25 protein-coding genes are annotated in these 25,602 nt (G+C 66.8%); 6 read left to right on the forward strand and 19 right to left on the reverse strand.

Annotated features, from left to right (window positions below; genetic code table 11):
- Positions 1-3: 3 nt before the first annotated feature.
- From MHN80_RS08425 to MHN80_RS08450, 6 genes are all read right to left on the reverse strand, one after another.
- On the reverse strand, positions 4-801 hold the full coding sequence (locus MHN80_RS08425) for an SDR family NAD(P)-dependent oxidoreductase (protein WP_239400895.1): 798 nt from the start codon (positions 799-801) through the stop codon (positions 4-6).
- The gene (locus tag MHN80_RS08430; RefSeq protein ID WP_239400897.1) at positions 798-2,234 is read right to left on the reverse strand and encodes an MFS transporter; all 1,437 of its coding nucleotides are present in this window, start codon (positions 2,232-2,234) and stop codon (positions 798-800) included. Before MHN80_RS08430 ends, MHN80_RS08425 begins: the two co-directional genes overlap by 4 nt.
- A 138-nt stretch (positions 2,235-2,372) precedes the next feature.
- Positions 2,373-3,059, reverse strand: coding sequence for an HAD family hydrolase (locus MHN80_RS08435; RefSeq protein ID WP_239400899.1), 687 nt, complete (start codon positions 3,057-3,059; stop codon positions 2,373-2,375).
- On the reverse strand, positions 3,056-3,979 hold the full coding sequence (locus MHN80_RS08440; protein WP_004019885.1) for a phosphotriesterase: 924 nt from the start codon (positions 3,977-3,979) through the stop codon (positions 3,056-3,058). The genes MHN80_RS08435 and MHN80_RS08440 overlap by 4 nt, the downstream gene beginning before the upstream one ends.
- 41 nt (positions 3,980-4,020) lie before the next feature.
- Positions 4,021-5,568, reverse strand: a complete 1,548-nt coding sequence (locus tag MHN80_RS25805) for an FGGY-family carbohydrate kinase (protein WP_239400901.1) — start codon at positions 5,566-5,568, stop codon at positions 4,021-4,023.
- Positions 5,565-6,056, reverse strand: coding sequence for a hypothetical protein (locus tag MHN80_RS08450; RefSeq protein ID WP_239400903.1), 492 nt, complete (start codon positions 6,054-6,056; stop codon positions 5,565-5,567). Before MHN80_RS08450 ends, MHN80_RS25805 begins: the two co-directional genes overlap by 4 nt.
- Positions 6,057-6,318: 262 nt before the next feature.
- On the opposite strand from MHN80_RS08450, the gene MHN80_RS08455 reads away from it, so the two are divergent.
- Positions 6,319-7,107 (forward strand): IclR family transcriptional regulator, encoded by a 789-nt coding sequence (locus MHN80_RS08455; RefSeq protein ID WP_239400905.1) that lies wholly within the window; start codon positions 6,319-6,321, stop codon positions 7,105-7,107.
- Positions 7,108-7,131: 24 nt separating this feature from the next.
- On the opposite strand, the gene MHN80_RS08460 is transcribed toward MHN80_RS08455, so the two are convergent.
- The 4 genes from MHN80_RS08460 to MHN80_RS08475 are packed head-to-tail and all read right to left on the reverse strand — an operon-like array spanning position 7,132 to position 10,999.
- The gene (locus tag MHN80_RS08460; protein ID WP_239400907.1) at positions 7,132-7,881 is read right to left on the reverse strand and encodes a succinate dehydrogenase/fumarate reductase iron-sulfur subunit; all 750 of its coding nucleotides are present in this window, start codon (positions 7,879-7,881) and stop codon (positions 7,132-7,134) included.
- Position 7,882: 1 nt separating this feature from the next.
- A complete protein-coding gene (locus MHN80_RS08465; RefSeq protein ID WP_239400909.1) occupies positions 7,883-9,826 on the reverse strand; it encodes a fumarate reductase/succinate dehydrogenase flavoprotein subunit in 1,944 nt (647 codons plus the stop codon).
- 58 nt (positions 9,827-9,884) lie between these two features.
- Positions 9,885-10,709, reverse strand: a complete 825-nt coding sequence (locus MHN80_RS08470; RefSeq protein WP_239400911.1) for a hypothetical protein — start codon at positions 10,707-10,709, stop codon at positions 9,885-9,887.
- Positions 10,706-10,999: a hypothetical protein gene (locus MHN80_RS08475; protein WP_239400913.1), complete on the reverse strand. Its 294-nt coding sequence runs from the start codon at positions 10,997-10,999 to the stop codon at positions 10,706-10,708. Before MHN80_RS08475 ends, MHN80_RS08470 begins: the two co-directional genes overlap by 4 nt.
- Positions 11,000-11,108: 109 nt before the next feature.
- On the opposite strand from MHN80_RS08475, the gene MHN80_RS08480 reads away from it, so the two are divergent.
- From MHN80_RS08480 to aqpZ, 3 genes are all read left to right on the forward strand, one after another.
- The gene (locus MHN80_RS08480) at positions 11,109-11,783 is read left to right on the forward strand and encodes a DUF1345 domain-containing protein (protein WP_004019877.1); all 675 of its coding nucleotides are present in this window, start codon (positions 11,109-11,111) and stop codon (positions 11,781-11,783) included.
- An 81-nt stretch (positions 11,784-11,864) separates the two neighbouring features.
- Positions 11,865-12,626, forward strand: a complete 762-nt coding sequence (locus MHN80_RS08485) for a pirin family protein (protein ID WP_239400915.1) — start codon at positions 11,865-11,867, stop codon at positions 12,624-12,626.
- 158 nt (positions 12,627-12,784) lie between these two features.
- Positions 12,785-13,564 (forward strand): aquaporin Z, encoded by a 780-nt coding sequence (gene aqpZ, locus MHN80_RS08490; RefSeq protein WP_004019875.1) that lies wholly within the window; start codon positions 12,785-12,787, stop codon positions 13,562-13,564.
- A 291-nt stretch (positions 13,565-13,855) separates the two neighbouring features.
- Here the strand turns inward: aqpZ and MHN80_RS08495 are convergent, their stop codons facing one another.
- From MHN80_RS08495 to MHN80_RS08530, 8 genes are read right to left on the reverse strand one after another with little or no spacing between them, the layout of a single operon-like run.
- Complete coding sequence (locus MHN80_RS08495; RefSeq protein WP_239401208.1) at positions 13,856-14,833, reverse strand: 2-hydroxyacid dehydrogenase; 978 nt, start codon at positions 14,831-14,833, stop codon at positions 13,856-13,858.
- Positions 14,834-14,867: 34 nt separating this feature from the next.
- Positions 14,868-16,226: an enolase C-terminal domain-like protein gene (locus tag MHN80_RS08500; RefSeq protein WP_064569814.1), complete on the reverse strand. Its 1,359-nt coding sequence runs from the start codon at positions 16,224-16,226 to the stop codon at positions 14,868-14,870.
- Between the two features lie 19 nt (positions 16,227-16,245).
- Positions 16,246-16,965, reverse strand: coding sequence for a sulfite exporter TauE/SafE family protein (locus tag MHN80_RS08505; RefSeq protein ID WP_308219767.1), 720 nt, complete (start codon positions 16,963-16,965; stop codon positions 16,246-16,248).
- 31 nt (positions 16,966-16,996) lie between these two features.
- Entirely contained in the window at positions 16,997-18,079 is a 1,083-nt protein-coding gene (locus MHN80_RS08510; RefSeq protein WP_239400917.1) for an ABC transporter ATP-binding protein, read from the reverse strand.
- Positions 18,072-19,091 (reverse strand): ABC transporter ATP-binding protein, encoded by a 1,020-nt coding sequence (locus MHN80_RS08515; protein ID WP_239400919.1) that lies wholly within the window; start codon positions 19,089-19,091, stop codon positions 18,072-18,074. The genes MHN80_RS08510 and MHN80_RS08515 overlap by 8 nt, the downstream gene beginning before the upstream one ends.
- Positions 19,088-20,086 (reverse strand): ABC transporter permease, encoded by a 999-nt coding sequence (locus MHN80_RS08520; RefSeq protein ID WP_004019868.1) that lies wholly within the window; start codon positions 20,084-20,086, stop codon positions 19,088-19,090. Before MHN80_RS08520 ends, MHN80_RS08515 begins: the two co-directional genes overlap by 4 nt.
- Positions 20,087-20,117: 31 nt before the next feature.
- Positions 20,118-21,044: an ABC transporter permease gene (locus MHN80_RS08525; protein WP_004019867.1), complete on the reverse strand. Its 927-nt coding sequence runs from the start codon at positions 21,042-21,044 to the stop codon at positions 20,118-20,120.
- Positions 21,045-21,061: 17 nt separating this feature from the next.
- Entirely contained in the window at positions 21,062-22,636 is a 1,575-nt protein-coding gene (locus tag MHN80_RS08530; RefSeq protein ID WP_239400921.1) for an ABC transporter substrate-binding protein, read from the reverse strand.
- Positions 22,637-23,007: 371 nt separating this feature from the next.
- On the opposite strand from MHN80_RS08530, the gene MHN80_RS08535 reads away from it, so the two are divergent.
- Together MHN80_RS08535 and MHN80_RS08540 are read left to right on the forward strand one after the other, a co-directional pair.
- A complete protein-coding gene (locus MHN80_RS08535) occupies positions 23,008-24,045 on the forward strand; it encodes a 2-hydroxyacid dehydrogenase (protein WP_239400923.1) in 1,038 nt (345 codons plus the stop codon).
- Positions 24,045-24,440, forward strand: a complete 396-nt coding sequence (locus tag MHN80_RS08540) for a universal stress protein (RefSeq protein ID WP_004019862.1) — start codon at positions 24,045-24,047, stop codon at positions 24,438-24,440. Before MHN80_RS08535 ends, MHN80_RS08540 begins: the two co-directional genes overlap by 1 nt.
- Before the next feature lie 81 nt (positions 24,441-24,521).
- Here the strand turns inward: MHN80_RS08540 and MHN80_RS08545 are convergent, their stop codons facing one another.
- Entirely contained in the window at positions 24,522-25,415 is an 894-nt protein-coding gene (locus MHN80_RS08545; protein WP_004019861.1) for a LysR substrate-binding domain-containing protein, read from the reverse strand.
- Positions 25,416-25,602 lie beyond the last annotated feature (187 nt).

Genomic DNA, 25,602 nt, shown 5'->3' on the forward strand with positions numbered 1-25,602 from the left:
GTGTCAGGTGCCCTCTCTGGTCATCTCGGCGTCGGCCGAGTGGAATGTGCCGTCGATGGTGATCCCGCCGTCGACCCGGAGCACGGTGCCGGTGACGAACGACGCGTCCGTCGACGCGAGGAAGGAGGTGGCTGCAGCCACCTCGTCGGGAGAACCGAACCGGCGCATCGGTGTTCGATCTATCAGTCGCTTCTCATCGAGGGTTCCGGTGTCGAGACCCGTCCGCATCATCCCGGTGTCGATGTATCCGGGGGCCACCGCGTTGACCCGGATCCCGTGCGGTCCCCATTCGGCCGCGAGTGTGCGTGTGACACCCAGGACGCCGGACTTCGCGGCGGTGTACGCCAATCGTCCGGGTAGACCGAATGTCGAACCCACCGAGGCGAGATTGATGATCGACGCGTTGGGCGCCTCGCGGAGGAGGACGAAGGCCTCCCGGCTGCACCGCATGGTGCCGCCGAGGTGGACGTCGAGTTCGGCCTGCCACCGGCCGGAATCGATTGCCTCGGCCTGGGTCCGCGAAATGATACCCGCATTGTTGATCAGGACGTCGAGCCGTCCGAACCGCTCTCGCACGGCCTCGACCGCGCGGCGGACGGACTCGTCGTCGGTGACGTCGACGACCAGCGCGGACCCGCTGACGTCGGCGGCCGCCTGATCAGCACGTCCGGCGTCGATGTCGGCGATCACCACCTGGTGTCCGTCGGCCCGCAACCGTCGCGCCATGGCGAGGCCCAGACCCTGTCCGCCACCGGTGATCAGCGCCACCGAGCCGGGGATCGTCACACGTGCCCCGGTCATCGTCCGTACACCTCCCGTACCGTCATGTCGCCCTCGGCGGCGGCGATCTCGTTGGCGTCGTGAGTCGTGTCGAACGGCTCCCAGCGGATCAGCATGCAGATGGCCGCACCGATCAACGGCACCGCGACGAAGATCGTGATGGTGGTCGAGAGCCCGAGCGCCTCCGACATCCGCGGGAACGCATACAGACCGACGATGCCGCCGATGCTCTGCGAAATGGTGGCCAGCTGTCCGCCGCGACCGCGCAGATCCGACGGGTACGCCATCGCCGCCATGGTCAGACCGGATGCGCCGGGTCCGGCGGAGTGGAAGAAGATGAACATGGCCGGGACGATGAACGCCAGGAGGATCGGGAGCGAGTCGAAGAAGACGCCGAGGACCAGGATCATCGCGGCGACCGCCAGGAATCCGTACTTCGCAGCGCCGTTCGCACCGAGTTTGGATGCCACCCAGATCGAGGCGACACCGCCGACGATGCCGAAGACGTTGAACACGATGGAGCCGAAGGTCGCCTCGCCGAAGTTCTCACCGAACAGGCTCAGCGCGATGACCGGCAGGTAGTACGCCACGGCGTAGTACTGCAGGGCCTGCATCATGGTGACGACGTTGGCCAGGATGGTCCGCGCACGGAAGCGGACGCTGAAGAGTTCGGTGAAACGGCGCTCTTTCCGTGGTTCCTCGATGGCCGCGTCGAGATGCCCGGTGGGATATGTGGCGTCGATTCCGTACATGGCTTTCAACGACTTGGTCAGCTCGGGGAGCCTGTCCTTCTTGGCGAGCCAGCGCGGGCTATCGGGCATCAGGGCCCACTGTGCGACGGCGACGACGAAGGCGAAGATCGCGGCGGTGACGAGGCCCCAGCGCCAGATGCTCAGTCCCACGTCGAGGTGGTAGAGACCCAGGACGATCGCCAGGGCGACGACCGTGGAGATGTACCACTGTGCCTGCCAGAAGTTGAGCAGGTACTGGCGCTTCTTCGGCAGGTTCTCCGACAGGTATGCCATCGCAACGCCGAGGTCGACGCCGTAGGCCGCGCCCGCGATGCACCGGGCCAAGACGAGCATCGCGAAACTCGGTGCGGCGGCCATCATCAGGGCGGCGATCACCGCCACGATCTTGGCGACGACCATGATCTTCACCCGACCGTATCGGTCGGCGAGCAGGCCGCAGGTCGCCGCGGCTATCAGGGTGGCGACGTAGCCGTATGCGCTGACCAGCCCGACGCCGTTCGCGTCGAGGTTGAGCTGTTCGCTCATCGGGGCCGTGCCCGAACTCAAGACCGCCAGGAAGTACGCCTCGAAGGCGATGCCGGCGAGACCGAGAACAAGCATGAGCTTGTGCCTGCGGGTCCTTATGTCCTCGGAGTCGACGAGGTCATCGACCTCGGCGACAGTGGTCAGCGCCCGATTTCGGGCAGGGAGTAGTTGGGTCATGACGACATCCGTTCGTGAGAGTGCCCACTCTCCGGGGGTGGGCGGATCGATGAAGGGTTCTGCGCCGGAGGGATTTCGGGGCAGCGAGCGGTACCGCGCCACCGGGTGTGGTGCGGGACCGTATGTGTGGTCGGTTCGCTAGATGTGGTGCAGGAGTTCGCTCAGCGTGTCGAGGAGATGGTCGGGTCGGTGACCGGCGAGGGTGTCGGTTCCGTAGTAGCCATAGGCGGCGCCCATCGTGCGGGTGCCGGCGGCGGCGCCGGAGCGGATGTCCTGCGGGCCGTCCCCGACGTACCAGGTGTGCGCCGGGTCGAGTCCGGCCCGCTCGAGTCCGAGCAGCACCGGGGCGGGGTGCGGTTTGCGTTCGGTGGTGTCGTCGGCGGTCACGATGGTCGCGAACGACTTCTCGTCGATGCCGAGATGGTGGAAATCCTTGCGCACGCGGCTCATTCGCTTGTTGGTGACGATGCCCACGGTGATGCCGCGCTCGGCGAGAGCGGCGAGGGTCTCACGCAGCTCCGGGTAGGCCGCCACGCGCCGGAAGGCGCCCGACGTGTAATGCGTGCCGTACGCGCGTTCGAGTTCCAGCGGATCGCGGTCAGAGAATCGCGCGAAGATCTCGGGGGGCCGAGGTGCCATGATGGCGCTCGGATCCTCGAGTTCGTCGGGCAGCGGTTGTCCGAGTTCGTTCTCGAATGTTGCGCGGTAGGCCTCGATGATCGCGTACCGGGAGTCGATGAGGGTCCCGTCCAGGTCGAAGAGCACGCCGTGTGTCGTCACCGGGGCTCCGACGCCGCCCGCGGAAGCCGGTGCGGTGGAGATCATGCCACCCCCTCGCGCGGTGTGAACGCGAAGAACGTCCGCGGGTTCTGCACGAAGACACGCTCGGCGATGTCGGCGGGGAGCCGGTCGCGAATCTGCTTGAGCAGTCCCGCGAAGCCCGGCGTGCCGCCATGGTGGGGTTGATACGACGGCCGGCCCAGATCACCGGACACCATGATCTTGGTGAAGCCCTCGTCGGCCAGACGCCGGATGTGGTCGACCCGGAGGTCGTCGGACGGGTATTTGGGTTTGGTCCAATGGTCGAATCCGAGCCACACCCCGGTCTTCGCGACCTTGCGGAGGTAGTCGTAGTCGAGGTTGCGGTCGAGGTGACCGATCAGGACGTGATCGGGATCGACGCCGAGGTCGGCGAAACCGTTCGCCTGCAGGTCACCCAGCGTTCCGGCCTGACAGTGGGTGGAAATCGGCGCGCCTGTCTCGAGGTGTGCTCGCGCAACGGCCTTCTGGACCTTGCGCTCGTCCGCGCGGATCTCATCGGTGCGACAGGTCCCGAACTTGATCACGCCGGCCCGCGCCGACGTGCCGTCGACACCGGCCGTCACGTCGGCCGCGAACCGGGCGGCGATCTCCTCCACCGACTCGGTGGCGACCGACTCGGGATAGTAGATGCCCTTCTGATAGCCGCTGGCGCTGATGATGTGGACGGGCGTGGCCCGGGCGACGGCCAGCAGGCCGTCGCCGCGTCGTCCGTAGTCGGCGGTGGTCATCTCGACGAGTGCGCCCCCGCCCAGGCTGTCGAAGTCGGTCACCTCACCGATCGCCGCGTCGACACGGTCGAGCACCATGTCGGGGTCCTTGTCCTGCGCCCACTTCGGCGGGTTGGTGAAGAGGTGCTCATGACACAGGGTCACTCCCAGGCTTTCGGGGGCGATGTCGCCGAGCACGGTTCTGATGACGGGCACGAGTTCTCCGTTTCGCGTGTGTCGTGCGGTGGGTCGGCCGGTCAGGCCGGGATGAGGCGGTCGGTCGCGGCCGTCGCGGCCCAGACGTCACGCAGCGGTGCGAGGACGGCCCGGTAGATGGCGAAGGCCTCGTCGTAGGTACTCGCTGTCTCGGGGTCGGGTTCGTGGACGCGCCCCGGCCGTACCAGTTGCGCGGTTGCGGCGTCGAGGTCGGCGTACTGCCCGGTGGCAACCGCGGCGAGCATCGCCGCCCCCAGCGCCCCCGACTCGGGGACATCGGGTGCCACGATGGTCTTCTGCAGCACATCGGCGATGATCTGGCTCCACTCGACACTGCGGGCCCCACCGCCGGTCAGGCGGATCTCGTCGATGCGTACGGGCATGGCGTCGTAACAGTCCCGCACCGAGAGAGCCGTGCCCTCCATGACGGCCCGGACGAGTTCTGCCGACGACGTGTCCGGGCGGAAGTCGACAAAGCTGCCGCGCGCGTTGACATCGAGGAACGGAGCTGTCGCGCCCGCGGTGTTGAGATACGGATGAAACACGAGCCCACGACTTCCCGGCTCGGTCTGGCGGGCGAAGTCGCGCACCACATCGCCGAGCGTGGTGGCGCCGCGCGCCATGCGCTCCACCTCTGCCGGGCAGAAGGTGTTGATCACCCAGTCGAGGCACAGGGTGCCGCCTCCGGAATTGGTGATCTGGCGTTGCCATCGATTCTCCGGCATGAGGAAGCCGAAACCGATTCCGGCGGGTTCGAGCAGCGGATGATCCGTGGAGGTGCCGTTCATGAGGCTCGTACCGATGGTGGTGACAGCCTGGCCGTCGTCGGCGGCGCCGATCCCGATCATGTTGGCCGTGGCATCTCCGGTGCCCGCAGACACCGGGGTCCCCACCGGGAGCCCGGTCTCGGCCGACGCCGCGGCGGTCACGGTCCCCAGGAGGTCGGTGCTGACGCCGACCTCGGGCAGTCGCGGAGACATCTCCTCGATGCCGAAGGCGGTGAAGAACTCCTCCGCCTTGCGGCGATTGCGGAAGTCGCAGGGTGCGAACGACAGGTCGGACTCCTCGGTCGCCACGACTCCGGTGAGCCGGTAGTTCACGTAGTCCTTGGCCATGAAGAAGTGCCGGATCCTCGCGTACCGCTCCGGCTCGGCGCGCTTCATCCACGCCAGCAAGGGATATGGGGTTCCCGGAATGAGAGCGTTCCCGCTGATCTCGAACAAGGCGTCGAGGTGGCCGCGGTCGCGTACTGCGTCGAGAACGCCGGTCGCGCGGGCGTCGGGCCAGCAGATCGCGTGGCCGACGGGCGCGCCGTCAGGGCCGACGGTCCACAGTCCACCCATGTGACCGGTCACCCCGACGCCTGCGATGGACGTCCCCGCGCCGAGCGCGTCAACGACCGCCCGGATCGTGCCTGCGACTGTCGCCCAGGTCCGTTCGGGGTCCTCCTCGTGCCGGCCCGCGGTCGGGTAGACACTCGGGGTCCGAGCACCGCATTCGGCGACGAGCTCTCCGGTGGCGAGATCGACGGCGATCGTCTTGAGCGAACTGGTGCCTTTGTCGATACCGATCACGACCGAACGGGTCACCGGGACGCCTCCTGTGCGGTATCGGCAACCGCGCGGACGAGTGCGTCGATGCCCAGCCGAAGTTCCGCGTCGACGGGTGTGTGGACGCCCTGGACACGGATACCCAAGCGACTCAATCGATCAGCCAGTACGTCGGCGCCCGGATGACCCGACTCGAGCCGGACCGGTCCGTCGACACCGTTGTCCCGCAGCGCGCGGGCAAGCGACACACACAATCCGCGCCAGACAGCGGCGAGCACTTCTTCCGGCGAGGTCTGATAGGACAGCCCCACCAAGACGTCTCGGCCCCCGACGACGCCGTAGGTGACTCTGGTGGGGTTGGCTTCCCACTCGGCAATTGTCGCGGCGAACCGGGTGGACAGGTCGACCGCGACATCAGGGGCGAATCGATCGACAAAAGTCCGTAGGACGTCCCACCCCGGGATCTCGTACGTCGACTCAGAGCCGCCTTCTCCACACAGGACTCGGGCGGGGCCGTCGATCGGCATGACCACCCGTGTGACCGTGGAAGCGGAGTCGATGCTCGCGGGTTTCGGGGCTTGACTCGGTGTCCGGAATCCGGATAACGTGTGCGCCATACGGAACAATTGCATGTCCGGTGGTCTGTGTCAACCATCACACCATGGCCTCGGTGTGTTCGGCCACGCAGATCGAAGACATGCACCGGGTCGGCGTGAACCGTTCGGCGGACATGTCGTCCTGGAGTGAGATCCCAAAGCCCGCTTCGCATCACAGAAGGAGACAGCAGCCATGACACCCGCGCGATCAATGGAACTCGACCCGAAGAACCACATCGCGTCGATCGTGAAGGCGATCGATGTCCTCGAAGCCTTCAAAGGCGATCGCGCCGAGCTGTCCCTGGCGGAGCTGATGACGAAGTGCGGGCACAGTCGCACGACGATGTACCGGATTCTCAACACCCTCGAGGTCGCCGGCTGGGTCGAGCGCACCCGCTCCGCCGACTACCGACTCACGTTGCGCGTCTTCGAGCTCGCTTCCGCCGTGCTGGGCAGCTTCGACCTGCGCACCGAGGCCAGTCACGTGATGTCCGAGCTCGCGGCCCGATTCGACGAGCACGTGTACCTACTGGTCCCCGACGGCGCGCGGGCGGTGTGCCTCGACATGATCGAGAGCAGCCAGCCCATCCGGGTGATGGTTCTCTCGGTCGGGCGGTCGTTACCGCTCTACCTCGGCGGAGCACCGGTGGCCCTGTTGGCCGAACTCGAGGAGACCGCCCTCCCCCAGGTTCTCGAGTCGCGACCGATGCTCACCCCGGCCGGCGACGAGATCACCGAAGAGGAGTTGCGGGCGACGCTCGCCGAAACACGCAGACGCGGCTACTCCATCAGTGTCGGCGACGTGACACCCGGTGTCGCCGCACTGGGCGCGTGCATCCGAGACCGCAAGGGAAATGTGGTGGCGGCGTTGAGCATCGGCGGGTTGTCTGCGGATCTGTCCGATGAACGCCAGGACGAGATGGCCGCCGCGCTGGTGGATGGCGCGCTCACCGTATCCCGTCGCCTGGGGTACGCCGGCTGAGGCGCACAACGTCCCGACGCGCAGTCAGTGCCGTCGAAACAGCTTGTTACCCAACCACACCAGCGGATCATAGTGTCGGTCGGCGACGCGTTCCTTCATCGGGATCAGCGCGTTGTCGGTGATCTTGATCTGCTCGGGACAGACATCGGTGCAGCATTTGGTGATGTTGCAGAGGCCCAGTCCGTGCTCGGTTCGGGCCGTGTCGCGGCGCTCGGCGACGTCGAGGGGATGCATGTCGAGTTCGGCGACGCGCATGAGGTAGCGCGGACCGGCGAAGTTCTGCTTGTTCTCCTCGTGATCGCGCACGACGTGGCAGGTGTCCTGGCACAGGAAACACTCGATGCACTTGCGGAACTCCTGCGAGCGCTGCACGTCGACCTGCTTCATCCGATACTCCCCCGGCCCGAGACCCTCAGGGGGCGTGAAGGACTGGATCTCCCGCGCTTTCGCGTAGTTGAACGAGACATCGGTGACCAGGTCGCGGATGACGGGGAAGGTACGCATCGGGGTCACCGTGACGACCTCGTCTTCGGTGAAGGTGGACATCCGGGTCATACACAGCAACTTCGGGCGACCGTTGACCTCGGCCGAGCACGAACCGCATTTGCCCGCTTTGCAGTTCCACCGCACCGCCAGGTCGGGTGCCTGCGTCGCCTGCAGTCGATGGATGATGTCGAGCACCACCTCACCCTCGTTGACAGCCACCGTGTAGTCCTCGAGACCACCGGCGTCGGTGTCCCCACGCCAGATCCGGAACTTCGCGTCGTATCCCATGTCAGTCCTCCGAGTGCCCTTCGGCTCGCTCGCCCCCGGCGCCGGGGTGCCCGGCGATCTCGGCTGCGGTGTAATACTTCTCTATCTCCGGGAACTCGAACAGCTCCAACAGGTCCGGACGCATGGGGGTCTGTTCCGTCCGCACCACGCTCACCTCCGGCACCGGGCCGTCCCCGTCGAGCTCGGCGGTGCAGACCAACAAAGCGTTACGCCAGTTCGAGTCCATCGACGGGTGATCGTCGCGGGTGTGCCCGCCACGGCTCTCCGTGCGCATGAGCGCGGCCTTAGCGACGCATTCACAGACCAGCAGCATGTTGCGCAGGTCGATGGCGAGATGCCAGCCCGGGTTGAACTGCCGGTGCCCTTCGACCTGCATGCCGCCCAATCGGTTTCGCAGATCTGCCAGGACGTCGAGCGCCTCCTGCATCTCGGCCTCCTTCCGGATGATCCCGACCAGATCGTTCATGGCCTGTTGGAGGTCGGTGTGCAGGGTGTACGGGTTCTCCGGTTTGCCCTCGGCCGGCGGATCGAAGGGCGCCAGAGCCGATGTCGCCGCCCGCTCGATGTCGGCAGCGGAGACGGTGGGCCGCGTCGTCAGTGATTCGACGTACGCCGCCGCACCGAGTCCGGCCCGTCGCCCGAAGACCAGCAGGTCGGAGAGTGAGTTGCCGCCCAATCGGTTGGAGCCGTGCATCCCTCCCGAGCACTCACCCGCCGCGAACAGCCCCGGGACCCGCGAGGCGGCCGTGTCCGGGTCGACCTCGATTCCGCCCATCACGTAGTGACACGTGGGCCCGACCTCCATCGGCTCGGCCGTGATGTCGACGTCGGCGAGTTCTTTGAACTGATGATGCATCGACGGCAGCCGGCGCATGATCTCCTCGGCGGGCATCCGCGACGCGATGTCGAGGTAGACACCGCCGTGTTCGGTGCCGCGTCCGGCCTTGACCTCCTCGTTGATCGCCCGGGCGACCTCGTCGCGGGGCAACAGGTCCGGGGTCCGACGCGCACTGTCGTTGTCGGCCAGCCACTCGTCGGCCTCCTCCTCGGTCTCGGCGTACTGACCTTTGAAAACCGGTGGGATGTAGTCGAACATGAAACGCTTGCCGTCGGTGTTCTTGAGGACGCCGCCATCGCCGCGAACACCCTCGGTCACCAGGATGCCCTTGACGCTGGGCGGCCAGACCATCCCGGTCGGATGGAACTGGACGAACTCCATGTTGATCAGGCTCGCTCCGGCCCGGAGGGCGAGCGCGTGGCCGTCGCCGGTGTACTCCCACGAATTGGAGGTCACCTTGAACGATTTGCCGATGCCTCCCGTCGCCACGACCACCGCCGGCGCCTCGAACAGGATGAAGCGACCGGACTCACGCCAGTACCCGAACGCGCCGGCGATGGCGTCGCCGTCCTTCAGGAGATCGGTGATGGTGCATTCGGCGAATACCTTGATGCGCGATTCGTAGTCGCCGGTGGCCGCGAAGTCCTCCTGCTGAAGCGAGACGATCTTCTGTTGCATCGTCCGGATCAGTTCCAACCCGGTGCGGTCGCCGACATGCGCGAGCCGCGGATAGGTGTGACCGCCGAAGTTGCGCTGCGATATCCGGCCGTCGTCGGTGCGATCGAACAGGGCGCCGTAGGTTTCGAGTTCCCAGACCCGATCCGGAGCCTCCTTCGCGTGCAACTCGGCCATACGCCAGTTGTTCAGGAACTTGCCGCCACGCATGGTGTCCTGAAAATGCGTCTGCCAGTTGTCCTTCGAGTTGGCGTTGCCCATCGACGCGGCGCACCCGCCCTCCGCCATGACCGTGTGGGCCTTGCCGAAGAGTGACTTGCACACCACGGCGACCGAATATCCGCGTTCGCGGGCCTCGATGACCGCACGCAACCCGGCACCGCCCGCACCGATGACAACGACGTCGTACTCGTAGCGTTCCGGCTCGGTCATCTAGCGCGACTCCCAACGTTGAAAACGGCTGCACAACAGACGTTGTGCCGTCAATCGGTCAACCCACGAACCTCAGGTCCGAGATGGTGTTGCTGGCAACGAGCATGATGTAGAAGTCGGTGAGCACCAACGTACCGAGCGTGATCCAGGCGAACTGCATGTGCCGGGTGTTCAGCTTCGAGACCCGGGTCCAGATCCAGTACCGCACCGGGTGTTTCGAAAAGTGCTTGAGACGGCCGCCGGTCACGTGGCGACACGAGTGGCACGACACCGTGTACGTCCAGAGCAGCAGCACGTTCACGACGAGGATGACATTGCCCAGGCCGAAGCCGAAACCACCGTCGGACCCGTGGAACGCGATGACGGCGTCATAGGTGTTGATCACCGAGATGATCACGGCTGCATAGAAGAAGTACCGGTGCGAATTCTGGATGATCAGCGGCAGCCGCGTCTCGCCGGTGTACCTGCTGTGCGGTTCGGCGACCGCGCATGCCGGCGGCGACAACCACACCGACCGGTAGTACGCCTTGCGGTAGTAGTAGCAGGTCAACCGGAACCCGAGCAGAAACGGTAGCGACAAGAATGCCAGCGGAATCCACATCGGGAGTTCGGGGAAGGGCGTACCGAAGTGACTCGCACCGGGCACACACGACTCACTGAGACACGGCGAGTAGAACGGCGACAGGTAGTGATACTCGGTCGAGTAATAGGCGGTCCGCACAAAGGACCGCACGGTCGCATAGATGACGAAGGCCGCGAGACCGATGACGGTCAGCAGGGGCGACAGCCACCACCTGTCCTGACGGAGTGTGCGCGCCAGGATCCGCGCGCGACCGGGAGAGAAGACCCCGACTGCGTCCCGCTCAGTCGCGGGGGCGCTCACTTCGTGCGCTCACGCGAATGAAAGCCCAGCCCTTCGTCTTGCGCGCCCAGCCAGGCAGATTCGTCTGACTTGCTGTCGGGCACATAGATCACCTGGTCTCGTCCGAGCTTCGCCTGCAGAAGCGGCGGCGGCGCGTGCTCGAAGTCATGGAGGTCGATCTCCAGACGGTCCAGGTCGTTGGACATCCGCCGAACGGCGTCGACATCGCCGTACTGTGTCTGCAGCGTCGTCATGTGATGGCGTAAGGCCCCGATGCTGCGATGCAGATCCCTGATCTCGGTCGCTATCATGGCACATCCCTTCCTGCCTATGTGATGAAGAACACAGTACCGGCCGGGCACGCCGAGTCAACGGTGTTGACCGAACGTGTCGGGGCCCCGGACCGGAGGAGGCCGCCGGATGAACGACGACGACCACCGCCCGGGAGAGAACCTGCCCCGCGCCGAGCAGCGATGGACCGCATCGGCGTTCGTGCTGGTCGCGATGGCGATCCCGTTCCTGCTCCCGGCGCGTTACGCCGCCGGGACCGCATGGTTGCTTCCCGCGATCGAGGGGATGGTGCTGCTGACGCTCGTCGTCGTGGATCCCGGCCGGATCGACCGCCCCGGCCGGTGGGTCCGCGCCCTCTCCGTGTGTCTCGTCGTCGCCATCGCGGCCGGAGCAGCATGGGGTGCGGGACGACTCGTATGGGATCTTCTCCATGGCAATCCGCAGACCGAGGCGGCGAACCAGTTGCTGGTCGCCGGCGCCCTCGTCTGGCTACAGACCGTCATCGCCTTCGCGTTTCTCTACTGGGAACTCGACGGCGGCGGGCCGGTGAACCGGCACCTGCACCCCGCCGAGCACCCGGATCTCGCGTTTCCCCAGCAACTCGAGCCGCGGTTGGCAGCCTCCGGTTGGCGACCGGTGTTCTTCGACTACCTCTACCTGGCCCTGACCAATGCGACGGCCTTCAGTCCGACCGATGTGATGCCGCTGGCGCGGCGCGCGAAACTCGCGATGGCCTCGCAGTCATTGCTGTCGATCGTCATCCTGAGCCTGGTGGTGGCCAACGCGGTGAACCTGCTGGACTAGCGAGCGCCGCCACGGACCGGAATAGCGCCTGTGCGCCGACGGTTGAGTCGGCCGAGTTCCCGGACCAGATCGGAGTCGACGATGAGCGAAGCACGAGCCGCGGCCATGGAGTCACGGCAGGTCATCCGAGCCGCCGACCGACATGGCTTCCGGAGCGAGTGGCTCGAGTCCCGCCAGTCCTTCCCGGTCACCGGCAACTTCGATCTGACCGCGAACGCCCACGGGGTCCTGCTCGTGCACAACGATGATCGCGTCGACGCGGGCGAAGGCTTCGACGCACATTTTCACCGCGACGCCGAGATCATCACGTGGGTGCTCGAAGGCGCTGTCGCTCATCGTGATTCGTTCGGCAACACGGGCGTGATCACCCCCGGCATCGCGCAGCGGATGAGCGCGGGCCGCGGTATCACCCACACCGAGGCGAATGCTTCTCGACGGAGCGAAGACCGGGACCTTCGCGTCATCCAGATGTGGGTTGCGCCCGAACACGCCGGAGGTGAACCCGGCTATGCCGAGCGCGATTTCACCACCGACCTGGCAGCCGGCGGCCTGGTCACCGTCGCCTCCGGAATGCCCGAGCACACCGACACCACGGCGATCTCGATCAAGAATCCCCATGCGGCACTGCATGTCGCGCGTCTCGGGTCCGGGCAGTCGGTCATTCTCCCCCCGGCGCCCTTCGGACACCTGTACGTGGCGCGGGGCGGTGTCGAGTTGGACGACGGCATACAGCTCGCCGAGGGTGATGCCCTGCGCACCACCGATCACGGAGACGTCACCGTCTCCGCGACGATGGACACCGAGATTCTGTTCTGGGAGATGCACTCGACGTTTCGCCGTTGATCCCAAGGGACAACTCTCGTCCACCCCATCTTCACTGACGTGTACAGGATTTGCCGTAACGCTGCCGATTCACGGTGGCACCGCTACTGTGTGAGCCATTCGGAGGATGAGGCACTTCGCGCGCCTCGACGGTCAGGTCACCGAGCGAAAGGACGTCCATGCCTTCCCCGTCACCCGCAGCACGACTCGCCGCTGAGTTCTTCGGCACATTCTGGTTGGTCTTCGGCGGATGCGGCAGCGCGATCTACGCCGCCAAGCAGATAGCGCAATCCGACGACGGTCAGGACACCTTCCAGGTGGGGATCGGATTCCTCGGCGTCTCGCTGGCTTTCGGCCTCACCGTGGTGACCATGGCCTACGCGGTCGGACACGTCTCGGGAGCACACTTCAATCCCGCGATCACGTTGGGCGCCGCCATCAGCGGACGGATGTCCTGGAAGGAGCTGCCCACCTACTGGATCGCACAGGTCGTGGGTGGCCTGCTGGCCGGCCTGATGCTCTTCCTCATCGCGAAGGGTCGACCCGGGTTCGTGGCGGAGGGCAACATGGCTGCCAACGGATACGGCGAACACTCCCCCGGCAATTACTCCCTCACCGCGGTTCTCATCGCAGAGGTCCTGTTGACGGCGTTCTTCCTCATCGTGGTCCTGGGTGCGACCGACGGGCGCGCACCCGCGGGCTTCGGGCCGCTGGCGATCGGTTTGTGCCTCACCCTCATCCATCTGATCTCGATCCCGATCAGCAACACCTCGGTCAACCCGGCCCGCTCGACCGCGGTCGCCTTCTTCAACGGCAACGGCGCGCCCGGTCAGCTGTGGGCCTTCTGGCTCGCCCCGTTGATCGGCGGTCTCATCGGCGGTCTCCTCTACCCGTTGCTGTTCCAGAACGGGAAGCGTGCAGCGCCCGAGCCGGCCCGTACCGAGACCGCCGACGCCTGAGCGAGTCCGCTTCAAGCGAGTGCCGAATCTTTTGCTCCCTGAGGTGCGAGCGAAGCGGCCCCCATTGCTCCCTGAAGAGCGCCCGGAGCTTGCGGAGGGCGCGTCACGAAGGGGTCTGCCACGTAGCTCACCAAAACCCTTCGTGACGCTCGCAAGCTCGCTCCTCAGGGAGCAGAGGGGACGCTCGCAAGCTCGCTCCTCAGGGAGCAGGGGGGCGCCTCTTTCGGATCAGGGAGCAGTGGGGGTTGTTTCTTTCGAGGTGAGGAGCGGGACGTTGGTCGCGCATCGAGATCAGGTCGGTGTGACGACGCGCAGTATGTCTTCTCCGGCGAGGAGCCGGGAGATGTTGTCGGTGATGTCGCGCACCCGGCCGACGAAGGTGTCGCGGGTGACCCCCGAGATGTGCGGGGTCATCAGGACATTGGGCAGCTCGGCGAACGGCAGATCCGACGGAGCCGCCTCGTCACCGGCCGTCGGATAGCGATACCAGACATCGACCGCGGCCCCGCCGATCACCCCGTCCCGCAACGCCTCGAACAGATCCTGCTCGACCACGAGCGGACCGCGGCCCACGTTCACCAGCACACCCGAGGGCCCGAGCCGGCGGAGATGCGCGGCATCGATCATCCCGGTGGTACTCGAGGTCAGCGGTGCGGAGACGACCACGACGTCGGACTCCGTCATCAGCCGGCCGAGATCGGTGGTGTCGCCGTGCCATTCGAGTCCGGAATCGTCGGCGACCCGGCCGGACCCCGTCACCGCGCAGGCCCGCGCGCCGAAAGCACCCAGCAGATCCGCGGTTCGCCGCCCGATGTGGCCGAAGCCGACGTAACCGACCATGGCCCCGCGGAGGGTCTGCGGTTGCGGCACACCGTCTCGATAGACCGCCGACGCCCAGACACCCCGCCGGAGGGCCGCATCCTGGACGAGCAGGTCTCGGCGCACGGTCACCGCCGCGGCGGCGATGTATTCGGCGATCGAGTCCTCGTGGTGAAACGTGTTGGCCACCAGAGTGTGCGCGGGGAGGTCGTCGAAACTCACCTTGTCGGTGCCGGCACCGCCGGTGAGCACCAGCCGCAGCCGCGAACCCGCGCGAGCCATCGACGGAGTCACCCGACCGCCGATGTAGACATCGGCATCGGCCAGATCCGTCACGAGCGCCGCCTCGTCGAAGACCGCGTGCCAGGAGGTGTCCACCCCGACGGGCAGCAAACTCTCGAACAGGTCGCGGTGTGGCGCGAAGTTCCGTTCGCCCACCACGACTTTCAGACCACCACCACCGCTGTGCGATTCCGCCACGACGTCAGCTCCGCACGAGAGCGGGCCGTTTGCTGTCGAAGGTCCAGTCCGGGATCAGGAACTGCATCCCGATCGAGTCGTCCCGGGCGCCGAGCCCTTCGGTGAGGTACAGCTGGTGGGCGGCGTCCACCTGTTCCATGTCGAGTTCGACGCCGAGTCCCGGGCGGTCGGGAACCGTGAGGTGACCGTCGACGATCTCGTACGGCTCGGTGGTGAGGCGCTGTCCGTCCTGCCAGATCCAATGCGTGTCGATCGCGGTGATCTCACCGGGTGCGGCGGCGGCCACATGCGTGAACATGGCCAGCGACACGTCGAAGTGATTGTTGGAGTGCGAACCCCAGGTCAGACCCCACGCATCACACAGTTGCGCGACGCGGACCGAGCCGGCCATGGTCCAGAAATGCGGGTCCGCCAGCGGGATGTCGACCGCATTCGTCCGGATCGTGTGCCCCAACTCGCGCCAGTCGGTGGCGATCATGTTGGTCGCCGTCGGCAGTCCGGTCGCGCGTTTGAACTCGGCCATCACCTCACGGCCGGAGAACCGGCCCTCCGGCCCCACCGGGTCCTCGGCGTAGGCGACCACGTCGCGGAGACGACCACCGATACGGATCGCCTCCTCGAGCAGCCAGCCACCGTTGGGGTCGAGGGTCACCCGCGCCGCCGGGAAGCGTTCGGCGAGTGCGGTGACGACATCGGCCTCCTCCTCGGGCGACAGGACCCCGCCCTTCAACTTGAAATCGGCGAAGCCATAGCGCTTCTGGGCTGCCTCGGCGAGGGCGACCACACCGTCGGCGTCGAGAGCCTCCTGATGGCGCAGGCGCATCCACTCGTCGGTCTCGTCGGCACCGTCGGCATAGTCCAGCGTTGTCTTGGTGCGGTCCCCCACGAAGAACAGGTAGCCGAGCGCCGCGACCCGGTCGCGTTGCTGTCCCTCGCCGAGCAACGCCGCCACCGGAACACGGAGGTGCTGGCCGAGGAGATCCAACAGAGCTGATTCGACGGCGGTCACCGCGTGAATCGTGATGCGCTGGTCGAAGGTCTGATCTCCCCGTCCGCCCCGGTCGCGGTCGGCGAAAGTTCGCCGGATGTCCTGCAGGACGGCGTTGTACTCCCCGATCCCGCGTCCCTCGACGATCGGCCGGGCGTCGTCGAGTGTGGTGCGGATCGGTTCGCCACCCGGGACCTCGCCGACACCCTGGTTGCCCTCGGAGTCGGTGAGGACCACCAGATTGCGCGTGAAGAACGGAGCGTGCGCGCCGGAGAGGTTGAGCAGCATGCTGTCCCGGCCGGCGACGGGGATCACCCGCATCTCGGTGACGACCGGGGTCGTCGTGGCGGCCGGCGTCGGAGTCGCTGTCGTCATGGTTGGTCCTTTCGAGAATTCAGAAGAAGAGCTGCTGGCCGATGAGCAGGACCGCGCCGATGCCCGACACCGTGATCGACACCATGCGCAACCGGTTCCGGTCGAGCAGCCGGTTGACGAGACGGGACGCGACGAAGCCGAGGACGACGACCGGTGTCAGTGCGACGAATGCCCAGAGGATCTCTGCGCGCAGGCTGCCGGTCGCGGCCAGGGCGGCCAGCGACATCAGACTGCCGACGAAGAAGAACGCACTCATGTTGCTGCGAACATGTGCGCTCTCCTTGCCGGAGTACACCAGGGCCATGGGTGGGCCGCCGATGGACGTTGCCGTGCCCAGCAGTCCGGAGGCGGCTCCCGCGGTCGCCAGGTTGCGGCGCCCGGGGGCGGGCCGCCACCCGACCGATGCGACCGCCACCCCGCCGAGGACGACCGCGGCCAGCAGCAGCGACAGCCCGCGGGTCGGTAACCACACCAGCAGCAGGGCGCCGGCGATGGTTCCGGGCACTCGGCCGATCAGCGCCCACCCGGTACCGCGCAGGTCCAGGCTCCCCCGCTCGCGGATCACGACCAGCAACGTCACGGTCGTCGCGGACGCGATCAGCATGCCGGGGAGCAGCGTCGGCGCCACCAGGGCGACCACCGGAGCGGCGAGCATGCCCATCCCGAACCCGATCGACGCCTGCATGCAGGACGCCAGGAACACGGCGACGGCGATGATCACGCATGCCACGACACTCACGTGGGCTGGACATTCGCGCTGTCCGGCGCGGTCATGCTGCCGGAGCGGGCATACCCAGTCCGACCCGCCCGCGGGGGTGGTAGCACTCGGCGATGTGCCCGATCTCGCCGTGGTCGGTGACGGCCGGCGGGAGCGCGGTCGCACAGATGTCGGTGGCATGGGCACAGCGCGTGCGGAACCGGCACCCCGACGGCGGGTTGAGCGGCGAGGGCACCTCACCGCTGAGAAGGATTCGCTCACGACGGTTCTCGGCGTCGAGCGTGGGTGCCGCAGACATCAGCGCCTCGGTGTATGGATGCGCGGGATGGTCGAACACGGCCTCGGTGCTGCCCGTCTCGACGATCCGACCGAGGTACATCACCGCGACCCGGTCGGCCACGTGGCGGACCACGGACAGATCGTGCGAGATGAAGATGTAGGAGATGTCGAGTTCCTGCTGGAGTTCGTTGAGCAGATTCAACACCTGCGCCTGGACCGAGAGATCCAACGCGGAGACCGGTTCATCACAGATGATCACCTCGGGATCGAGAGCGAGCGCCCGGGCGATCCCCAGCCGCTGGCGCTGGCCGCCGGAGAACTCCTGCGGACTGCGGTGTTCGTCGCTCGGTCGCAGCCCGACGAGGTGCAGCAACTCGCGCACCCGAGCGGCCCGGTCTCGCTTGCGCGGGTACAGATCCCGGTGGGTGCGCCACGGTTCGCCGATGATCTCGGCCGCCGTCATGCGGTTGTTCAGCGAGGCGTAGGGATCCTGGAACACCATCTGCACCTTACGACGCAGAGCGAGCAGGTCCTTGCCCTTGAGCCGGTAGGGATCGGTACCGTCCCAGCGCACGGTGCCGGTGTCGGGGCGCTCGAGCATCATCAGCGTGCGCGCGAGAGTGGATTTGCCACAACCGGATTCGCCGACGAGTCCGAGCGTCTCACCGCGACGGAGCTCGAGGTCGATACCGTCGAGCGCCCGCAGTTGCTTGCGGCCGCCCTTCCCGGACACGGCGAACGTCTTGCCGACGTCGCGCACCTCGAGGACCCGGCTGGTGCCGTGTGACGTCTCGCCGCGCGGTGCACCGCCGTCCGCGGTCGAGGCCTTGGCGAACCTCGTCGTCGTCTCAGACATTGTCGATCTCCTCCGAGAAGTGGCAGGCGGCGGCACGGTTGATGCCGGTTGCGGTCAGCGTCGGACGTTCCTGGACGCACTGCGCCCGAGCCAGCGGGCACCGCGCCTGGTACACGCACCCCGTCGGGATGGAGTGCAGGTCGGGCGGGGTTCCACCGATCGACTTGAGGTCGGCGCCGCGTTCGGCACTGACGGGTACCGAATCGAGAAGTCCCTTGGTGTACGGGTGTTTCGGACTTCCGAAGACCTCGGCCACCGGTCCGGTCTCGACGACGTTGCCGGCGTACATGATCGCGACACGGTCGGCTTGTTCGGCGACGAGCGCGAGATCGTGGGTGATCAGGATGACCGCCATGTCGTGCTCGGCACGAAGCCGGCCCAGCAGGGCCATGATCTGGGCCTGCACGGTCACGTCGAGCGCGGTGGTCGGCTCGTCGGCGAGCAGCACCTTGGGGCTCAGCGCGACCGCCATCGCGATCAGCAGACGCTGGCGCATGCCGCCCGAGAACTGGTGGGGGTAGGAGTCGACCCGGGACTCCGGTTCCGGGATGCCCACGTGACGCATCAGCTCGATCGCCTCGAGACGGGCCTTCTTCTTCGACATCCGACGATGGATCCGGAACGGTTCGGCGAGTTGGGTGCCGACCGGATACACGGGGTTGAGGGCGGTCAGCGCGTCCTGGAACACGATGGCGAGCTCGGTGCCGGCCACGTCACGCCGCTTCGACGGCGACGCGGAGACGAGATCGACGGAATCGAGCGTGATCGACCCGTCGGAGACCGAGGCGATCGGGTCGAGCAGGCCGACGAGCGCCTGAGCGGTCATCGACTTGCCGCACCCCGATTCGCCGAGAAGCGCCAGGGTCTCGCCGCGACGGGCACGGAAGGAGACGTGATCGACGGCGCGGACAGTGCCGGTGGGGGTCCGCAGATCGACGGTCAGGTCGACGACGTCGAGTGCGACCCGGTCGTCGGTGCCGGCATCGGGCCGGTCGAGGGCGGGAGCACTCATCGCAGCGCCTTTCGTGAGGAGAAGAACCGCTTGCGCGCGTTCGGGGTGGTCAGTCGCCACCGCTGGCCGGGGTCGGTCGCGATGCGCGCCCATGCGGCCAGCATCGTGGCCGACACGGTCGTGATGACGATCGCCAGACCCGGGAAGAACGACAGCCACCACGCCGTCTGCAGATAGGTCCGACCCTGCGACACCATCAATCCCCAGCTGATGTCGGGCGGCTGGATGCCGATGCCGAGGAACGACAGCGACGACTCGGCAAGCATCACGTAACAGAAGTCGAGCGTGGCGACCGTGAGCAGCGTCGGGAGCAGGATCGGCAACACGTGACCGCGGAGGATCGCACCGCTGCTCGCACCGAATGTCCGTGCCGCGTCAACGAACACACGGCTCTGCAGTTCGGCGGATTCGGCGCGTGCCGTACGCAGGTAGATCGGGATGCGGGTGATCGCGAGCACCGCGATGATGTTGGCGGCGCTCGGCGAGAACACATACAGGATCACGACGGCGAGCAGCAGGGACGGGAAGCTCATGATGACATCGGCGATGCGCATCGCGGTGGTTTCCCGCCAGCCGCGGTGGTAACCCGCCCACATGCCGATCGCCGATCCGACGACGCACGAGATGATCACGGCAGGCAGGGAGACCATCAGTGTGGTCTGACACGCGACGATGAGCCGGGCGAGCATGCTGCGGCCGAGCGGGTCGGTCCCCAGGATGTTCATCCAACCCGTGTCCAGGTTGAACGGCGGGAGATTCGACTCGTCGAGGTTCTGGTCGGTGGCGGCGTCGCCGACGAGCCACGGACCGAAGACCGCGGTGAGCAGGACGAGGGTCAGGATGCCTGCCGCGACGGTCGCGAACTTGTCGCGGAACAGCAACCGCCACAACGGCAACTGCCCGGCGGGCACCTTCTTGGTGGCGACGGAGTCGCCGGTGATGTCGGTCGAGGCGACGGGACTCGTCGAGTCGACGGGATCGGTGACGATGGACATTGTGTCAGTACTCCTCGATGGTCGCCGGCGACTAGACCGTGGCCTTGTCACGAACGCGTGGGTCCAGCAGCGCGAGGCCCGCGTCGATGACGATGTTCAGGATGAAGATGCTGATGGCGGTGAGGAGCACCGCTGCCTGCAGGACCGCGAAGTCACGCTGCAGGATCGAGTCGATCATCAGCTTGCCGATGCCGGGCCATCCGAAGATGGCCTCGACGATGACCGCACCGTTGATGAGGCCGACCGCGAGATCGCCTGCCACGGTGAGGGCGGGGGCAGCCGCATTGCGGAGGGCATGGTGGGTGACGATCCGCAGATCCCCGGCCCCCTTGCTCCGCGCCACCTTGACGTAGGGAGCCGACAGCGCGGAGACCATGGCGCCGCGCACGACCTGGGTGAGCACACCGAGTGGCCGGATCATCAGGGTCGCGATGGGTAGGACCCAGGCCAGCATCCCGCCGGTGCCCGACGTCGGCAGCCAGCCGGCGACGACCGCGAAGATCCAGATCCCGGTGATCGCGAACCAGAAGTCGGGGACGCTGGCCGCGGTCATCGACAGCAGGCTGGAGAACCGGTCGGCCAGCGAGTTCGGGCGGTAGGCCGCCCAGCAGCCGATGATGATCGAGCCGAGGATCGACAGCACCAATGTGACGAAGGCGAGCTGCAGCGTGGCCGGGAAAGCCCGCAGGGCCATGCCTGCCGCCTCCTGGCCCGTCTTGAGTGATTCACCGAAATCGAGGTGGACGACACCGGCGAGGTAGTCGGTCATCTGTTGCCAGACCGGCTTGTCGAGACCGTTCGCCGCCGCGAACTCGGCACGCTGGTCGGGGGTCGCGGAGACGGGCAGGTAGAGATTGGTGGGGTCGCCGGTCAGCCGAGCCATGAAGAACACGCCGAACAAGACGATGATCAGCGGGATCAGGCTGGTGAACATCCGGCGCCGGAGGAAGGTGAGCATCGGTCATCGCCTCTGTTTCAGTCGTTCTGGGCTGGCGCGTGGGTCATCTCGGCGAGACGCATTTCGTCGCCGGTGGCCGAATTGGGCTGGTAGGCAACACGGCTCGACTTCGCGAGGACAGCCTGCATGTGTGCGATGTAGGCGTATTGGCGGATCTCGCGTGGCTCGGCGGCCAGGACGTCGGCGAGCGCGTTCTGGCGTGCGGCTCCGGTCAGCGCCTCGGCCGCGCGGATCTGCTCGTCGTAGGCCGGAGTGCCGTATGTGCTCTGGTAACCGTCGGACAGCATGTACTGGTCCAGGGTGAACTGGGTGTCACCAGCCTGATTGCCGTGCATGATCATCAGCAGCACCGGACCGGAACCTGGCACGAAAGGCCTTGTCTGATACTGCATCTGACCGGAGGTGTCCATCATCTCGATCTTGACGTCCAGGCCGATCTCGCTGAGCGTGAACTGGAGGTTCTCGATGGTCTCGTTGATCTTGGGGAACTGGCCGGTGCGTCCGATGAGCCGGATGGTCCGGTCCACCGGTACCCCGTCCGCACGAGCTTCGTCGACCAGTTCTCGCGCCCGGTCGAGGTCGTAGGGCGTCGGGGTGAGCCGATCGTCGTATCCGACGATGCCCTTGCCGACCAGCTGGGCCGCGGGGATGCCCAGGCCCTGGAACAGCGCGTCGACGATGCCGTCGCGATTGATGGAGAGGTCGATGGCCTCGCGCACCCGATAGTCGTTCAGCGGCGCGTCGGTGGCTTGCATACGCAGGGCCGTCGTCTCGTTGTTGGTGTAGGCGATCCCGAGGTCACCGGCTCCGTCTTCGGGGCCGAGCGATGTGGCGACGTCCGCCTCGTCGTTGGTGACCATCGCGGCACGGACGCTGCCCTCGCTGCGCCACTGATACACCGCGCGGGTGAACTCGGGCGCCTCGCCGTGGTAGTTCGGGTTCGCCTTGAGCGCGACCCGCTGACCGGAGTCCCAGAAGTCGACCATGTAGGGACCGGTCCCGATCGGAACCCGCACCTTGTCATCGGCGACGGTGGTGCGCGGGACGATCTCGATGAAGGACAGGCGCAGCGGGAGGATCGGGTCGGGGGTCGCCGTGCGGACCTCGACGGTGTTCGGGTCGACCACGGTCACCTCACGGGTGCTGTCGTCGAAGACATAGCCGTTGACGTCGCAGCCGATCGCCCCGTTGAACGTGCGGCGGATGGAGAATGCGGCATCCTCGGCGTCGAATGGTTGCCCGTTGCTGAATCGGATGCCCGACGCCGTGGTGAAGCGCCAGACATTCGATTCCACCTGGGTCCACTCGGTCGCGAGACTCGGCTCGAGCGCACCGCTGTTCGGGTCTCGTTCGATCAGCGGCTCGGTGATGTTGGACCGGACGACGACGCCGGTCGCCGTGAGCGAGGCGTCGCAGGGCTCCAGGGTGGGCGGCTCCTGGGGCAGGACGATGCGCAGGGTGTCCGGGGAAGCGCTCTCGCCGGCGGTCGTGTTGGCGACGCTGCAACCGGTGGCCGCGAGCACGGCCACCGCGGACAGGGCCAGCAGACACCCGGCGGGGCGCTTCCGGGATCGCAGGACTGCGATCTGCATGGGGACCTCCGTTGAAAGAAAGACTGCGAGTGATCTCGCGGTGGGCTCGACCGCGTTTGTGACGGTAGACACACGCTATGAGCGTCGGATTGACGGCGTCAACAGCACAAAAGCCCAGGAAACGGGCGTTTCGGTGGGTTTTGGCCGCCCCCGGAAAGCGCCCGGGCCGACGTCCGGATCGCCAGAAATGGCCGCTGACCTGACAGTTCTCCGCTCCGGCGTTCCGCCTTCCGAATCGACGACGTCACATCTATACAGTTTCAGTATCGATCCATGTTATTTGCGTGTTGGACAGGTATCCGTGAGCGCTTCTAGCGTGGAACGCATCCACCGAAGGACCGGTCTGTGTCCTGCACTCCTGGAGGTCGATCATGACGAGCAGTTCAGCCGGCACCGCGACAGCACCGGAACCCGTTGCATCAGAGGAGTTTTCGCCTCAGATCGGGTCCGTGCTGCGTGTCGGACCCCTCAAGCCGTCGCTCGAGGAGCGCCTGGCCGACACCTACGGCGCCGAGCGATTGCCGGACGACGAGCGCCGGGCCTCCTTCCTCGACCGCAACGCCGACGCGGTGACCGCGGTCGTGACCTCGGGCCGGACCGGGGTCGACGCCGACCTGATGGCCGCACTGCCCAACCTCGGCGCCATCGTCCACTTCGGCGTCGGCTACGACACCACCGACGTCGCGCGGGCCACCGAACTCGGTATCGGCGTCAGCAACACCCCGGACGTCCTCACCGACTGCGTCGCCGACACCGCGGTCGGGCTGCTGCTCGACACGATGCGCGGACTCTCGGCCGCCGATCGTTTCGTCCGCGCCGGGCGCTGGCCCCTGGAGGGCAACGTTCCGCTCACCCGGAAGGTCTCCGGCACCGACGTCGGCATCCTCGGACTCGGCCGCATCGGCTCCGCCATCGCTCACCGTCTCGATGCCTTCGGCTGCCGCATCGCCTATCACAATCGCCACCGCGTGGCCGACTCCCCGTACCGCTACGCGGCCTCACCGGCCGAGCTCGCCGCGCAGGTAGACGTGCTGATCGTGGCCGCCGCCGGTGGCGCGAACACACGTCATCTCGTCGACCGGGACGTCCTCGAGGCGCTGGGCCCCGACGGTTTCCTGATCAACGTGGCCCGCGGCAGCGTCGTCGACGAGACCGCGCTCGTCGACCTGTTGCAGCACGGACGACTGGCGGGCGCCGGCCTGGACGTGTTCGCGCACGAGCCGGAGGTGCCCGAAGCGTTGCTCTCCATGGACAACGTCGTGCTGCTCCCCCATCTCGCGAGCGGCACCGTCGAGACACGCGCCGCCATGGAAGAACTCACCCTTGCCAACCTCGACTCGTTCCTGCGGACCGGCGACCTGTCGACCCCGGTTGTCGCACCGAATCCCGCACTGCGAAAGGACATCTGATGTCTGTCGTGCTCAGCTATCTTCCGACACCCGAAGGTCGCGGCGCCCTTCCGTTCGGCTTCGCCGAGGCTCGCATGCGCGGTACCGACGTCGTGGTCGTGGCGGATGGCGACAACGCCTCGTCGCCGGAGTTCCTGGTCGACCTCGAGAACGCGCGTGACCTGGCCCAGGCCGGCGAGGTGGATTACCGTGTCGCCGAGAACGATCCCGGTCTGTCGCATGCCGATCAGCTCATCGACGCGTCGTACGACGACGCGGCCGAACTTCTGGTGATCGGTCAGCGCAGGCGTTCGCCGGTCGGCAAACTGCTGACCGGCAGTGTGGTCCAGCGCGTCCTGCTCGACGCGCAGTGTCCGGTGGTCGCGGTCAAGCCACCCGTACGCGCCGCAGTCTGACCGGGTTCTCCCCCGCGCCTACTGCTGGTCGAGCAGCGTCGAACGAGCGAAGCGAATCCGCCGCGTCCGTCGAGGCCGCCGTCAGATCCACTCTCGTTCGGGGAGAACGTCTCTCATCAACCGGGCGAGAGCCGGGTTGGAGTTGTCGGCCCGCCACGCGATGTTCATCTGTACCGGACGATCGCGGATCGCGGTCACCTCTTTGAACACCACCCCATCGGGGTGCATGGTCATCGCCGATTCGGGCACCAGGGCCATCCCCAGCCCGGAATGCACCAATACGAGCATCGTGTGCACCTGGGTGACGTACTGGACGTAGCGGGGTGAAGCCCCCACCGCGGTGAAGGTGCTGATCAACAGCTCGTTGAAGTACCGCGCGTCCGTGGGCGAGTACATGATGACCGCCTGACCGTCGAAGTCCTCGATCGCCAGATGCTCGACATCGGCGAACTCGTGGTCGGCCGGGAGCGCGGCGACCAGCCGTTCATGGTGCAGCGGACGAGAATTCACACCCGGGCGAGAGATCGGCGGACGGACGATGCCGAGGTCGAGATCCCCGCGGACCAGGGCCTCGACCTGCGCGACGGTCACCATCTCCCGCAGCACCAACCGCACATCCGGCAGCTTCTCGCGCGCGGTCTGCATGAGCCGGGGCAACACCGCCCGTGCCGAGGCCCCGGTGAAACCGATGTTCACGGTCCCCAGATCGCCGGCCGGCACCCGTCGGACGGTCAGGGCCGCACCCTCGGCGAGCGCGACGATCCGCCGCGCGTCGGGCAGAAAGGCCGCGCCGGCCGCGGTGAGCGACACGGCCCGGCTGCTGCGTTCGATCAACTGGACGCCGAGTTCGTGCTCCAGCTGTTGGATCTGCCTGCTGAGCGGGGGCTGCGTCATGTGCAACCGCTCGGCCGCCCGGCCGAAATGCAGCTCCTCGGCGACCGCGATGAAGCAGGACAGGCGCGACAGAGAGAACATCGATCCACTTTCGGCATCGTCAGCCCGCAATCTGCGGGCCGGTGTGGATGACGCTAGCCCACCGCGGCGACGCTCGTGGGTTCGTTCACCACCGCGGGCTGGAGTTCACGCAACCACCGCGGCGACGCTCGTGGGCGCGTTCACCACTGCGGGCTCGAGTTGACGCAACCACCGCGGCGACGCTCGT

The organism is Gordonia sp. McavH-238-E (genome assembly GCF_022348225.1).
GTDB lineage: Bacteria > Actinomycetota > Actinomycetes > Mycobacteriales > Mycobacteriaceae > Gordonia > Gordonia terrae.

Excerpts from the sequence above, each read along its gene's own strand:
- MHN80_RS08435 (WP_239400899.1), bottom strand. The coding sequence starts at position 3,059 with ATGATCTCCACCGCACCGGCTTCCGCGGGCGGCGTCGGAGCCCCGGTG.
- MHN80_RS08515 (WP_239400919.1), bottom strand. The coding sequence starts at position 19,091 with ATGAGTGCTCCCGCCCTCGACCGGCCCGATGCCGGCACCGACGACCGG.
- MHN80_RS08425 (WP_239400895.1), bottom strand. The coding sequence starts at position 801 with ATGACCGGGGCACGTGTGACGATCCCCGGCTCGGTGGCGCTGATCACC.
- aqpZ (WP_004019875.1), top strand. The coding sequence starts at position 12,785 with ATGCCTTCCCCGTCACCCGCAGCACGACTCGCCGCTGAGTTCTTCGGC.
- MHN80_RS08460 (WP_239400907.1), bottom strand. The coding sequence starts at position 7,881 with ATGGGATACGACGCGAAGTTCCGGATCTGGCGTGGGGACACCGACGCC.
- MHN80_RS08455 (WP_239400905.1), top strand. The coding sequence starts at position 6,319 with ATGACACCCGCGCGATCAATGGAACTCGACCCGAAGAACCACATCGCG.
- MHN80_RS08510 (WP_239400917.1), bottom strand. The coding sequence starts at position 18,079 with ATGTCTGAGACGACGACGAGGTTCGCCAAGGCCTCGACCGCGGACGGC.
- MHN80_RS08545 (WP_004019861.1), bottom strand. The coding sequence starts at position 25,415 with ATGTTCTCTCTGTCGCGCCTGTCCTGCTTCATCGCGGTCGCCGAGGAG.
- MHN80_RS08540 (WP_004019862.1), top strand. The coding sequence starts at position 24,045 with ATGTCTGTCGTGCTCAGCTATCTTCCGACACCCGAAGGTCGCGGCGCC.
- MHN80_RS08520 (WP_004019868.1), bottom strand. The coding sequence starts at position 20,086 with ATGTCCATCGTCACCGATCCCGTCGACTCGACGAGTCCCGTCGCCTCG.
- MHN80_RS08430 (WP_239400897.1), bottom strand. The coding sequence starts at position 2,234 with ATGACCCAACTACTCCCTGCCCGAAATCGGGCGCTGACCACTGTCGCC.
- MHN80_RS08525 (WP_004019867.1), bottom strand. The coding sequence starts at position 21,044 with ATGCTCACCTTCCTCCGGCGCCGGATGTTCACCAGCCTGATCCCGCTG.
- MHN80_RS08485 (WP_239400915.1), top strand. The coding sequence starts at position 11,865 with ATGAGCGAAGCACGAGCCGCGGCCATGGAGTCACGGCAGGTCATCCGA.
- MHN80_RS08480 (WP_004019877.1), top strand. The coding sequence starts at position 11,109 with ATGAACGACGACGACCACCGCCCGGGAGAGAACCTGCCCCGCGCCGAG.
- MHN80_RS08535 (WP_239400923.1), top strand. The coding sequence starts at position 23,008 with ATGACGAGCAGTTCAGCCGGCACCGCGACAGCACCGGAACCCGTTGCA.
- MHN80_RS08465 (WP_239400909.1), bottom strand. The coding sequence starts at position 9,826 with ATGACCGAGCCGGAACGCTACGAGTACGACGTCGTTGTCATCGGTGCG.
- MHN80_RS08530 (WP_239400921.1), bottom strand. The coding sequence starts at position 22,636 with ATGCAGATCGCAGTCCTGCGATCCCGGAAGCGCCCCGCCGGGTGTCTG.
- MHN80_RS08500 (WP_064569814.1), bottom strand. The coding sequence starts at position 16,226 with ATGACGACAGCGACTCCGACGCCGGCCGCCACGACGACCCCGGTCGTC.
- MHN80_RS08475 (WP_239400913.1), bottom strand. The coding sequence starts at position 10,999 with ATGATAGCGACCGAGATCAGGGATCTGCATCGCAGCATCGGGGCCTTA.
- MHN80_RS08450 (WP_239400903.1), bottom strand. The coding sequence starts at position 6,056 with ATGCCGATCGACGGCCCCGCCCGAGTCCTGTGTGGAGAAGGCGGCTCT.